The organism is Acinetobacter sp. 802_lipA (assembly GCF_058242885.1).
The window spans coordinates 2,179,653-2,190,814 of the sequence record NZ_JBZAYP010000001.1 but is presented as its reverse complement, the minus strand read 5'-3'; the positions used below and the strand labels follow the sequence as shown (position 1 = coordinate 2,190,814).

Annotated in this window: 13 protein-coding genes and 1 pseudogene; 9 read left to right on the top strand and 5 right to left on the bottom strand. The window is 42.7% G+C overall.

The window, feature by feature from the left end:
• Nucleotides 1-35: 35 nt before the first annotated feature.
• Nucleotides 36-238 (top strand): annotated as a pseudogene (locus tag AC4CU3_RS10730) (IS3 family transposase); the annotation flags it as partial.
• A 206-nt stretch (nucleotides 239-444) separates the two neighbouring features.
• Here the strand turns inward: AC4CU3_RS10730 and hemW are convergent.
• The gene (gene hemW / locus AC4CU3_RS10725; protein WP_279044474.1) at nucleotides 445-1,599 is read right to left on the bottom strand and encodes a radical SAM family heme chaperone HemW; all 1,155 of its coding nucleotides are present in this window, start codon (nucleotides 1,597-1,599) and stop codon (nucleotides 445-447) included.
• Nucleotides 1,600-1,723: 124 nt separating this feature from the next.
• On the opposite strand from hemW, the gene AC4CU3_RS10720 reads away from it, so the two are divergent.
• Together AC4CU3_RS10720 and AC4CU3_RS10715 are read left to right on the top strand one after the other, a co-directional pair.
• Nucleotides 1,724-2,185: a DMT family transporter gene (locus AC4CU3_RS10720; RefSeq protein WP_005401310.1), complete on the top strand. Its 462-nt coding sequence runs from the start codon at nucleotides 1,724-1,726 to the stop codon at nucleotides 2,183-2,185.
• A gap of 101 nt (nucleotides 2,186-2,286) precedes the next feature.
• Complete coding sequence (locus tag AC4CU3_RS10715) at nucleotides 2,287-3,588, top strand: MATE family efflux transporter (RefSeq protein WP_114837668.1); 1,302 nt, start codon at nucleotides 2,287-2,289, stop codon at nucleotides 3,586-3,588.
• A gap of 55 nt (nucleotides 3,589-3,643) precedes the next feature.
• Here the strand turns inward: AC4CU3_RS10715 and AC4CU3_RS10710 are convergent, their stop codons facing one another.
• Nucleotides 3,644-3,853 (bottom strand): DUF1737 domain-containing protein, encoded by a 210-nt coding sequence (locus AC4CU3_RS10710; RefSeq protein ID WP_004691402.1) that lies wholly within the window; start codon nucleotides 3,851-3,853, stop codon nucleotides 3,644-3,646.
• A 193-nt stretch (nucleotides 3,854-4,046) separates the two neighbouring features.
• Here AC4CU3_RS10710 and AC4CU3_RS10705 point away from each other — a divergent pair, with 193 nt between their 5' ends.
• Both AC4CU3_RS10705 and AC4CU3_RS10700 read left to right on the top strand, forming a co-directional pair.
• A complete protein-coding gene (locus tag AC4CU3_RS10705; protein ID WP_279044478.1) occupies nucleotides 4,047-5,345 on the top strand; it encodes an ABC1 kinase family protein in 1,299 nt (432 codons plus the stop codon).
• A 129-nt stretch (nucleotides 5,346-5,474) separates the two neighbouring features.
• Entirely contained in the window at nucleotides 5,475-5,729 is a 255-nt protein-coding gene (locus tag AC4CU3_RS10700) for a type B 50S ribosomal protein L31 (RefSeq protein WP_005401314.1), read from the top strand.
• 121 nt (nucleotides 5,730-5,850) lie between these two features.
• Here AC4CU3_RS10700 and crcB read toward each other — a convergent pair whose 3' ends face one another.
• Complete coding sequence (gene crcB / locus AC4CU3_RS10695; protein WP_005401315.1) at nucleotides 5,851-6,228, bottom strand: fluoride efflux transporter CrcB; 378 nt, start codon at nucleotides 6,226-6,228, stop codon at nucleotides 5,851-5,853.
• Between the two features lie 389 nt (nucleotides 6,229-6,617).
• Between crcB and AC4CU3_RS10690 the strand changes: the two genes are divergently transcribed.
• Nucleotides 6,618-6,950, top strand: coding sequence for a HopJ type III effector protein (locus AC4CU3_RS10690; RefSeq protein ID WP_004691410.1), 333 nt, complete (start codon nucleotides 6,618-6,620; stop codon nucleotides 6,948-6,950).
• Nucleotides 6,951-7,168: 218 nt separating this feature from the next.
• Here AC4CU3_RS10690 and AC4CU3_RS10685 read toward each other — a convergent pair whose 3' ends face one another.
• Nucleotides 7,169-7,729: a hypothetical protein gene (locus AC4CU3_RS10685; protein ID WP_005401316.1), complete on the bottom strand. Its 561-nt coding sequence runs from the start codon at nucleotides 7,727-7,729 to the stop codon at nucleotides 7,169-7,171.
• 175 nt (nucleotides 7,730-7,904) lie between these two features.
• On the opposite strand from AC4CU3_RS10685, the gene AC4CU3_RS10680 reads away from it, so the two are divergent.
• Nucleotides 7,905-8,546 (top strand): class I SAM-dependent methyltransferase, encoded by a 642-nt coding sequence (locus tag AC4CU3_RS10680; protein WP_005401317.1) that lies wholly within the window; start codon nucleotides 7,905-7,907, stop codon nucleotides 8,544-8,546.
• Between the two features lie 65 nt (nucleotides 8,547-8,611).
• Here the strand turns inward: AC4CU3_RS10680 and AC4CU3_RS10675 are convergent, their stop codons facing one another.
• Entirely contained in the window at nucleotides 8,612-9,085 is a 474-nt protein-coding gene (locus AC4CU3_RS10675) for a Holliday junction resolvase-like protein (protein WP_005401318.1), read from the bottom strand.
• 123 nt (nucleotides 9,086-9,208) lie between these two features.
• Here AC4CU3_RS10675 and AC4CU3_RS10670 point away from each other — a divergent pair, with 123 nt between their 5' ends.
• The gene (locus tag AC4CU3_RS10670) at nucleotides 9,209-9,853 is read left to right on the top strand and encodes a ParA family protein (RefSeq protein ID WP_004977991.1); all 645 of its coding nucleotides are present in this window, start codon (nucleotides 9,209-9,211) and stop codon (nucleotides 9,851-9,853) included.
• Nucleotides 9,854-9,990: 137 nt separating this feature from the next.
• Nucleotides 9,991-11,112, top strand: a complete 1,122-nt coding sequence (locus AC4CU3_RS10665) for an AI-2E family transporter (protein ID WP_005401319.1) — start codon at nucleotides 9,991-9,993, stop codon at nucleotides 11,110-11,112.
• Nucleotides 11,113-11,162: the final 50 nt, after the last annotated feature.

Here is an 11,162-nt window from a genome sequence, read left to right as displayed (position 1 = left end):
ATCAGTAAGCGTGGCCTTGCGGAATATATTCCTCATTTGATAATGCACCGAGCGAAGGCTTCTGGGGCATACTCAAAATGAATGAGTTCATGATCATAGTTATAAAACGAGGGAACAAGCTTAAGCAGAGATTACAAAATATATAGAGTTATTTTATAATCAGCGAAAAATTCAAAAACGTTTGGATTTTAAGACACCAAATCAAATGGCAGAGGACTTTTGCAAGTTGGCTGCCTAAAATCTCCCAAGTGAAATTCTCCTGCTAATTCAGCACACATCACCCACTGGTGATGTTGAAATATATCGGCTTTGATGATGGTTATACTAATTGGAGTTCTTGGCTTGATTGAATGCCATTTAAGTAATCATGCAAGTTAAAAAATTGGCTTGAGATCTTCACTCAAAGCCATGATGGCAACTCACACAAGCATGGCTTTATAAAACTTAGATAAATTCTTCCAACACTGAGTTTAAAAATACATGCCCTTGCTCGGTACATGCTAAGCGCATAGCATCATCCACCATTAATTTTCGACTGCGTAGTGAGTCTAACGTTTCAGCCAAACTATCCAGATTCAAACCTGTACGCTGCGCATAATATTCAGCTGCAACCCCAGCATTTAAACGCAAAGCATTCATCATAAATTCAAATGGAAGTTCGTCGGCTTCAATCAGCTTAAACTGCACATGCTCCGCAGGAACTTTAGCCAAATAATCTTTGGGTAAACGAGTTTTCTGGAACCGATAGACCCCATCTGGCCGGGTCACTTTGGCATGTGCACCTGCCCCAATCGCCAAGTAGTCGCCAAACTGCCAGTAATTCAAATTATGTGCGGAAGGCTGCTCTTTACGCCATGCCGAAACTTCATAATTGATAAAACCCTGTGCTCTTAAATAAGCTTCGCCTTGAACTTGAATCTCTTCAAGCACATCGTCCACAGGTAAGACAGGCTTAGTTCTAAAGAACACAGTATTGGGTTCAATCGTGAGTTGATACCATGAAATATGGGTTGCACCATTGTCCACGGCAAGCTTCAAATCCAGTAGAGCTTGCTCTAAAGTTTGCTCAGGTAAACCATGCATGAGGTCGACATTAATACGTTTAAAGCCTGCATCACGCGCAAGACCAATTGCTGAAATCGCATCGGCGTTACTGTGAATTCGTCCCAACTTGGTTAAATGTTCAGTATTAAAACTTTGAACCCCTATCGATAACCGATTGATACCAACCGCCAAATAATCGGCAAAAGGATCATGTTCGACTGTACCTGGATTGGCTTCTAAGGTAATTTCACAATCCACCTCAAAAGGCAGTAGTGCTTTTAACTGGGCAAATAACCATTGATACCCTTGCGCTGAAATCAAAGACGGTGTTCCGCCGCCAATGAACACACTATGAATATGACGCCCTTGAGCAAACTCAAGCTGAGTTTTAAAGTCCTCGACCAAAGCATGTAAATATTCTTGCTCTAAATCTAAAGACAGTTTGCCATCTGGCACCGCATGCGAATTAAAGTCGCAATAGGGGCACTTACGCACACACCACGGCATGTGAATATATAAAGACAACGGAATATTTGCAGGATGTAAATCAGTCAAGGAATAGACTCTAAAGCACAGCGGTAATCTTGCATATTTTAACATGACTGCATCAAGACACTTATGAAATCTGAATCTATTTGGATTAGACTGATAAAAAGACAAGAAGAATGAATGGTTTAAAATGATGAAAATATCGAGCCACTTGCTGTTTATGCTACCACTGGCCTTTGGTATTGGCATTGCTATGACTTTTCAAACGGCGCTGAATACACAGCTCAGAGAATATTTTTACTCTCCACTACAAGCCGCATTGTTATCCTTCTTCATTGGAACCTGCGTTTTAGCACTTTTGGTTGTACTCCAACCTGTGGACAAACCGCAGTTACATGATTTTTCCAATATTCCATGGTACTTATGGCTCGGTGGTTGCTTAGGGGTTTATGCCATCAGTATAAGCATCTATACTGCGCCTAAATTAGGCTTTCTCACGTTTTCAGGTTTGGTTATTTTTGGACAAATCCTGACCTCGATGATTTTTGACCACTATGGTCTACTTGGTACCGAAAAAACCCCTGTCAATTGGCAGCGTTTACTTGGTGGCGTCGTAATTTTTATTGGTGTGCTTCTCACTTTACAACGCTGAATTTATTTAGACCAAGCACATGATGAATATGAGTAATTTTTGTGTCGACTACAAATAAAATCACGTCCCATCGTTTCGAATTAAAAAAGTTATTGGTGTTAATGCTGCCCATCCTGATCACGCAGTTTTCTCAAGCGGGTCTCGGGTTAATTGATACCATCATGGCGGGGCATTTATCCCCTACCGATTTAGCCTCAATTGCCGTCGGTGTCGGTTTATGGATACCAGTGATGTTGCTATTCAGTGGCATCATGATTGCGACAACGCCGTTGGTGGCAGAAGCCAATGGCGCACGCACCCCTGAAAAAATCGCCACTATTGCTCGTCAATCCCTGTGGGTGGCCTTTATTTTGGGGAGCATTGCGGGTTTAATTTTACAAGCCATGCCGCTGTTATTGCCCCTCATGGGTGTTCCTGCAAACTTACTACCTAAAGCCAGCCTATTTTTACATGCCATTGGCTTTGGCATGCCTGCGGTGACTATGTATGCCGCACTGCGTGGATATTCTGAAGCACTTGGTCACCCACGTCCTGTGACCGTCATTAGCTTAGCGGCCTTGGTCCTTTTGGTTCCACTGAACTTTGTCTTTATGTATGGTTTCGGCCCGATTCCAGCACTCGGTTCGGCAGGCTGCGGATTTGCCACTGCTATTTTACAATGGATCATGTTTTTCACCTTGGCCACTTATATTTTTAAAGCCTCGGCATATCAAAAAACTCAAGTGTTTAGCACTTGGGAGAAGATGGATCGCTACTGGATCGAACGCATTTTAAAACTTGGTCTACCCATTGGCTTAGCTATTTTCTTCGAAGTCAGTATTTTTAGTACCGCTGCGATTATTCTGAGTCCATTGGGTGAAACCATTGTAGCGGCGCATCAGATTGCAATGTCGGTCACCTCTCAGTTGTTTATGATTCCGATGTCTCTTGCCATCGCCCTGACTATTCGTGTCGGGACTTACTATGGCGAAAAAAACTGGGAGGCTATGCGAAAGGTGCAAAAACTCGGACTGGCTACAGGCACAGTTTTGGCGCTGATGACCATGCTGCTGATTGCACTGTTTCGTCCTGAAATTGTGGCAATTTATACCTCTGATCATGAAGTATCAGAAGTTGCGATGTATTTACTGCTGTTCGCACTCGCCTACCAGCTGATGGACGCTTGGCAAATTAGTGCCGCAGGCTGCTTACGCGGCATGCAAGACACCAAAGGCCCGATGTGGATTACCATGGTTGCCTATTGGATCGTGGCTTTCCCAGTCAGCATTTATTTGGCGCGCTACACCAACATAGGTGCAGCAGGTGTTTGGATTGGACTGATTGTCGGTTTAAGCGTGGCGTGTGCCCTGCTCTTGCTCCGTCTTTATAACAACAATAAACGCCTCAGTCAGGACTATCCATAAGTCATGCATGGCATGGAATAGGAAGGAGCCAGACTCTTCTCCTATTCCCGCTGTTCTACTGTTGTGCCAAAGCGTCTTTCAGACCTTGTGGCACTTCACTTTCATCCTCAACGTCTTTAACCACCACCTGCCCCACGATCACCTCACTACCATTAAAGGTCATGGTGGGTGAACCATACAGGCTATAACCTTCATTCAGTGCTTTGGTGACACGCGCACAAAAATGCACATCGTCCTTGCCTGTAAAATAACGATAAACTTTCATTTATTTCTTACTCAAATTTTTTCGCACAGTGTAACGCGATTTTTAAATGCAGCGACATCTTGTGTGCAATTCACTCAATTGACCACTATTATTTAAATAGAAACATCAGCTTAACAATTTAAAGTAGGCAGTTTTGCATTTGTCGCCTATGATCAAATCTGAGATGTAATGAAGATGCCCCGAGGAATATCGCATGGCAAATACGACTCGTACGCCCGGTCGTCGCTTTATGAAACTTGCCAGCATGACGGCAAGTATCGCAACCAAAACTGTGACCAATTCAATTAAAAACTTCAATGCCGATGAAGATAAAAAAAATGCGGCGCGCAGTCAGCTTTTTCAGGACATTGGACTTCAAATTGCAGACACCTTAGGTGAAATGAAAGGTGCCGTGATGAAAGTCGGGCAAATTGCATCTCAATACAAAGACATTTTTCCGCCTGAAGTGGCACGTGCAATTAGTAAATTACAACGCCAAGCGCTTGCGATGCCTTTTCAAGAGATCAAAGCTCAAGTTGAAAAAGAACTCGGCAAACCGCTCAATCAAATATTTACCGCCTTTGATGAACAACCCTTTGCCGCAGCCTCCATTGGTCAAGTGCATAAAGCCACTTTACCGAGTGGTGAACAGATTGTGGTTAAAGTTCAATATCCGGGTGTGGAAGAAGCCTGTGAAAGCGACTTAAAACAAGTCCGTTTAGCGCTACGCCTAATGGGTGTACTTAAAATTGACCGTAAGCTGCAAGATCAACTCTTTAAAGAAATTCAAGACAGTTTAGACAACGAGCTGAACTATCAAATAGAAGCCCAAAACTTAGAGGTCGCACGTACCTTTCATCAAGCTTTAGACCCTAAAATTATTATTCCTCAAGTCTACAAAGACTATTCAAGCCGCCATATTTTAACCTTAAGCTTAGAGCACGGCGAAAGCATTGAAACTGCCAGTACATGGTCACAAGACACACGCAATGAACTGGGGCGTCGTTTATTTCGTGCCATTGGCCGTGAGATTTTCTTTCTAAAACGCTTTCACTGCGACCCCCACCCGGGTAACTTTGCCTTTCGTGAAGATGGTAGCGTGATCGTGTATGACTACGGTGGTGTCAAAACCCTATCGACAGAAATCGTGATGCATTTTAAGCAGCTGATTCAAGCAGCGCGCGACAGTGATATCTTGGCCATGGAACAGCAACTGACTGCTTTGCACTCTATGTCTGAGCAAGGCAAGTTCCCTGCCGAACTGTATGAAGCATGGTTAGAAGTGCTCATGCGTCCACTGACCACTTTGTATGACTTTGCCGAAAACTCAGCGCATCATGATGGTATTGAACTGGTCAAACCATCGCTAAAATACTGGGATGTGTTTAAACCCTCACCCGATACACTAATGGTCAATCGCACAGTCTCAGGACATTATTGGAACCTGATTCATCTCAAAGTGCACGACAATCTCAATGATCTATTTGAAGAGTTGGTGCCACCTCCTGCCTAAATAAGAACTGCAGGCACGATAAAATCACTACAACTCAATAAACCCAGTTACATAAAGTCACTGGGTTTGTTTTGACTTATTTATTGTTATATTATAACATTTCAAAATAACACATTTAAGGAGAAGTCTATGCGTGCCAATATTCATCCAGAGTATCGTGAAGTTCTGTTCCACGACACCAATGCCGACGCGTTTTTCGTGATCGGCAGTACCTTACAAAGTCATCAAACTCGTGAGTATGAAGGCAAGGCTTATCCTTACGTCAGTTTGGATATTTCAAGTGCGTCACATCCGTTTTATACCGGTGAGCAACGTCAAACCAGTAATGAAGGTCGTGTTGCAAGCTTCAATAAACGTTTCGCGCGTTTCAAACGCTCACAATAATTTCATTTTTCTTTAAGCTATACGCGTTATAGTAAAGATATCAAGAAGCCTAAGACCTCCTCCAGCTTAGGCTTCTTTTTTATGCGTTCTTTTCTGGTTCTGATTTTGACCAGCTTTTTTCTTAATGTTTAAGCACACTATCCAACAGATAAAATCCGATCCCAAGCACAATGACACCCACCACTAAACTCGACAGTGCATAACTCAAAGCCAGCACTGTTTGTCCCTGTCTAAATAACTGAAAAGTTTCGAGGCCAAAACTCGAAAATGTCGTAAAACCGCCCAATATGCCCACCATCAAAAATAAACGCGCTTCTTGTTGTAGTACTGGAAACTTCTGGCTAAAAGCAAAGAAAATACCCGCAGCAAAACAACCGACGATGTTGATCCACCATGTCGGCCATGGAAAACTCATACTGGGTTTAAACAACCATAATCCGGCACCGTAGCGTAAACAGGCTCCTATTCCCCCCCCCATTGCCACCAAGATCCAATTCATTGACCTATCCTATTCTTTACAAAATGCGGTATGGATAAGTCCGAAGTTATCCACAGTTCATCAACTATAATGCTATTAAACCTGAATCAATCCTCGCACTTCAAGGTTTTTTAACATCGGTTGTTGATCCTTACATATCTTCTTGTCTCACTCTCATAGTGAGCATCAGCATTCAAACTCACACATGCTTTACATGGGATATTGAAAACCCACCATCGCCGAATATCTTTACTTCACCCTAGTGTGCTCTATGACCAAGACAACATAGATTCCCAAAATCACTAGCATCCGTTCTTCATGCAAAACAGACGGTTTTATCTCAGGTAAAAACTCCCAATCGTGCAGTTTTTGGGTATGATGTGGACATAAATTTAGTCGGAAATAGACGCATGGCACAGGTATTATTGGCTCAGCTTGCAGCGGGCGAAGCAAAATTTTCAGATGTATTGGCTTTTATTGAAGCAGCCTATACACATACACCAACTGCATTTAAAAATGGTTTGCAGCACAATGCGGCAACTGAAAACCAAGGCAGCGCAAAAGTGTTTTCGTTTGCACAACTTCAAGGTCTCGATCAAACGCAAACTTTAAGCCTATTTGCAGAACACTATGCTTCTGTTTTAGCCACACCTGATGCAACAGATCATCAAAATATTCGTCAGTTCATGTTGAATGGATGGGACGGTATTGAATTTGACGGTACGGCATTAACTGCAAAATAAAGATAAAAAACCACGTTCAAGTTACTTGAGCGTGGTTTTAAACAAATACAAGATTAATTTTATTATCAGATATTTATAAACACTATTAACATTGATACACCTATAAGCATCCACAGATTTGACCAATAGGTTTCACGTGGAGCAAGACGTCATATGGGTGTTAATCAACTATAAAACATTAAAACAGCACGATGAAGTAACCCAGCGCTACTTTCACATTACCCCTTTACCCGTTCAATCCATTGGATTGAGTTGACCCGAAATACTTCACACGCACCATCGCCCGTATCAGTCGGGGTTAAGGATGAGGTCCAGACCATATCTTTGTCTTTAATTTCAACCAACTCACCTTTTAAACGAACCAAATCACCACGTTTCACGTGTTTAATTTGTTTAGCAATTTCTGGGTTGGCTGGAATAATGTGCATATTCGACACCATTTGCATAGCTTGCTCGGCAGGCACAGGCAAACGATCGATTTTCCAGTTGAGATAACGGTCGTATTGATTCACCGTAATATGGCGTGCAATTTCAGGTTCAGCAAATAAGCCCCAACTCACGGCGTAGTCAATCGGAGAGAATTTGGCTTGTGCATCATCCGAATACATTTTAGAACCTAAAATTCGAAAATCACCTTTAAACGGTTTCAATACCGAAATCGATTGATCTTTAGAGGTCGGCGCTAAACCTTTGGCAATGTTGTAATCCACAGTGGCACTTGCACTGATGGGCAACAGCAAACTGCTGAGTAAACCGAGCAGGATAAATTTAGATTTCATTGCAAACCTCATTCCCATCGACCTAGGAAAATACGAACCAATTTCATCTTAGTCCAGTTTCCTGAAAAGAAGCTTATGAACTTAGTAACATTGTGAACGAATTATGCAGTCTACTTTTAGCCACAGCACTTTTCAGTTAGGCTAGAGCTGAAGAACAGAGCCCCAAAAAACAATCATGCTTTATAAATACTATCAACAGCACATCTTTCCGCATGTCCTGAATCAGGTCATGCAAGTACCAAGCTTAATGGACAAGCGCCGCGAACTGCTTTTGCCAATTCAGGGAGGGGTATTGGAAATTGGTTTTGGTACAGGACTGAATCTACCCTTTTATCAAAATGTCGATACTGTCTTTGCCCTTGAACCCAGTCCTGAAATTTATCATTTGGCTTTAGAGCGGGTACAAACAGCAGCATTTGAAGTGCATCATGTACAAGCCCGTGCGGAAAAGCTGCCTTTTGCTGACCAGACCCTTGAGCATGTGGTCAGTACATGGACTCTGTGTAGTATTGCTGAGCTAGAACTGGCTTTGGCGGAAATATTACGCGTGCTCAAACCGGGTGGCACCTTACATGTAGTCGAACATGTATTAAATACAAATAACCTTTATATTCAACGTCTACAACACTTACTCACACCTGTGCAAAAGCGTTTAGCCGATGGTTGCCATCTCAATCGAAACATTGAACAGGCCTTAAAAGCAGCAGGTTTTAATTTGATAGAACAACACTACTTTTATGCCGAAGGTATTCCTAAACTCGGACAATTGATGTTTTTTGCACGTGCTCAAAAGCCACACTCAAGCGATGGGTCATGATAGTCATGTAGAAGGTATCTGTTCTATATCAAGCAAGATACTTTCATGGGTAGACATTATCAAGCTTATTCGATCGTATCGAAGTCGATGCGGACCGTTTCAAAACGAACCCGCCCTGCTTGAATCGCTTGCGCAATGGCAACTTGTCCTTTGGTTAACCTCGCCCCACCGCTTTTAATATCAATGAGAACAATTTCAATATCCTCTGGTCGCCCTTCACCATCTCGTAGGTCGGTATAACCATCAAAGACCACATAGTCGACAGGATCACCCAAAAACTTGGCATCACTGGGTAAGTATTCAAACTGCGGCATAATCGGTGCCAGTTGCTCCGCCATTTTACCTTTGAGCACTGCACGACTGGTATTGACACTGCGCTTTTGTGCTTGAGCCAAAGCCTGCTGATGCTCTAGTTCTAATTCGGCAATGTAGCGCTCATATTCTGCTTTGATGCGTCCATTTCGGCTGTGACTTAAAATAAGGGTGGTCAATACCACACCAATTGCTGCACCGATCAACATTGCCATCCATATGGACATGGTTCTTTCCTAATTTTGTGCTACAGGTAGCAAGATTTAAACTTACAACTTTGGTTTGGTGTCATATGCGACACACAAAAGAATGATATGCTAGGGGTGAGCAGAATAAAATCATTTAAGGTCATGAAAACGATATTAATCGCCAACCAAAAAGGTGGCTGTGGCAAAACGATAACCGCAATCAATTTAGCTTCGGCACTCGCACAAAAAGGTTATAAAGTGGCTTTGGCCGATGCCGATAATCAAAAATCTGCTCGTCAGTGGTTAAAACAGCGTCCAGAGCAAGTGGCGCATATTCAAAGTTTAGATTGGCGCCATGAGAAATCGATTGGTGAAGTGCCTAAAAATATTGAATATTTAATTATCGATGCACCAGGTGCACTGTCTGGTGAGCATGCCGAACAACTGGTCAGTGAGGCGCACGCGATTGTGACCCCACTGCAACCCTCGTTTTTTGATATTGACAGTACCCGTCGTTTTTTAAAGCATTTACAAGACATTAAACGCATTCGTAAAGGCAAAGTGCAAATTTTGCTTTTGGCCAATCGTGTCAAAGCCAACAGCGCCAGTGCCAAAGACATCCAAGATTTTTTTGCGAAAATTGAACAGCAACCTGTAGCGTGGATTTCAGAACGTACTGCATATGGTCAGTTGGCAATGCAAGGTTTAAGCGTATTTGATAAAACACAAAAGAATTACCTCTCCATTCAAAGCCAATGGCAACCGCTACTCAACGCCATTGTCGATGATCCAAGTGCTTGGTTCTAAAATATTTTGCTATAGATAAAACGGGGCTATTCCCTATTTATAGTCGGTTATTCACGAGAACTTACCAAGGGTACGTTCTCGTGCGCATTTTTTTCAGTTAATATGACTTTGACCTTAGAGATATAGCAGTGAATACCGTGCAACGATACGCACCAGCCTTACAAAAAGTATTGTTATTTGGACTGATTTTTATTCTGTTCTATTTGAGCTTTCAAGTCCTGAAATACTTTATTGTACCTGTGCTTTGGGCTGCGATTATTGCCTACATCACATGGCCTTTATATCACTCAGTGCAGAAACTCTGTGGACCACGTCCAACCTTAAGTGCCACTATCATGATCAGTATGGTGGTGTTAGTTGTCGGTATCCCGCTGACCTTTGCCATCTTTATGCTGCAGCATGAAGGTCGTAATCTATTTTATGAACTGCAAAGACAAGTGTTCTCAGGTCATTTAGATGTTCCGCAATTTATTCGGGACTTGCCCATTATTGGCAAAGAAGTCACCCGTACTTTAAAAGAAATCAACACCGATCCGAACAGTATTGTACAAAATGTCTCGGGCTGGTTTCAAAGCCACTTAAATTATGGTCGTTTGGTGCTGAGTGAAATCAGTAAGAATATTTTTAAACTCTGTTTTGCGGTGATGTCGTTATTCTTCTTCTATCGTGACGGACAAACCATTTTAAATCAGGTCAGTAAAGCGCTAGAAATGGTGATTGGCCCACGTATCCACCACTATTTAGACACCATTTCCGAAACCACGCGTGCTGTGGTCTATGGAGTTGGCCTGACTGCAATTGCGCAAGCACTCTTGGCAGGCCTGAGCTATTTTGTTGCTGGTGTCCCAAACCCAATGGTACTGACCATTGTAACCTTTATCTTTGCACTCATTCCTTTTGGCCCACCTGTGGCATATAGCGCCGTGTCTTTATGGTTATTCTCTCAAGGGCAGACTATTGAAGCGATTGGAGTGATGGTGTGGGGGGTTTGTGTGGTCAGCACAGCAGACAATGTGATTCGCCCATTGGTGATCTCAGGTGCAACGCAAATTCCATTCTTACTGATCATGTTTGGTGTATTGGGTGGTTTAGCCAGCTTTGGTATGGTCGGCTTATTTGTCGGCCCCGTGATTCTAGCGGTACTGTTAGCCATTTGGCGAGAATGGCTACATGAACAAGTCCATGACCCCCTAATGATGCCGAAAGCGACATTGGCTTATGATCCACCTGAAGAGCCTTTAGATACGCCCAAAAAATAAGTTCAGTGAAATGACTTGAGCGCATGCTTTCCTCTAAAGTATGCGTTTTT

Bases quoted from the DNA above. Each gene is read 5' to 3' on its own strand.
- AC4CU3_RS10710 (WP_004691402.1), bottom strand. From the start codon at position 3,853: ATGAAAGTTTATCGTTATTTTACAGGCAAGGACGATGTGCATTTTTGT.
- crcB (WP_005401315.1), bottom strand. From the start codon at position 6,228: ATGAATTGGATCTTGGTGGCAATGGGGGGGGGAATAGGAGCCTGTTTA.
- AC4CU3_RS10685 (WP_005401316.1), bottom strand. From the start codon at position 7,729: ATGAAATCTAAATTTATCCTGCTCGGTTTACTCAGCAGTTTGCTGTTG.
- AC4CU3_RS10720 (WP_005401310.1), top strand. From the start codon at position 1,724: ATGATGAAAATATCGAGCCACTTGCTGTTTATGCTACCACTGGCCTTT.
- AC4CU3_RS10715 (WP_114837668.1), top strand. From the start codon at position 2,287: ATGCTGCCCATCCTGATCACGCAGTTTTCTCAAGCGGGTCTCGGGTTA.
- AC4CU3_RS10670 (WP_004977991.1), top strand. From the start codon at position 9,209: ATGAAAACGATATTAATCGCCAACCAAAAAGGTGGCTGTGGCAAAACG.
- AC4CU3_RS10675 (WP_005401318.1), bottom strand. From the start codon at position 9,085: ATGTCCATATGGATGGCAATGTTGATCGGTGCAGCAATTGGTGTGGTA.
- AC4CU3_RS10690 (WP_004691410.1), top strand. From the start codon at position 6,618: ATGGCACAGGTATTATTGGCTCAGCTTGCAGCGGGCGAAGCAAAATTT.
- AC4CU3_RS10705 (WP_279044478.1), top strand. From the start codon at position 4,047: ATGGCAAATACGACTCGTACGCCCGGTCGTCGCTTTATGAAACTTGCC.
- AC4CU3_RS10680 (WP_005401317.1), top strand. From the start codon at position 7,905: ATGCTTTATAAATACTATCAACAGCACATCTTTCCGCATGTCCTGAAT.
- AC4CU3_RS10700 (WP_005401314.1), top strand. From the start codon at position 5,475: ATGCGTGCCAATATTCATCCAGAGTATCGTGAAGTTCTGTTCCACGAC.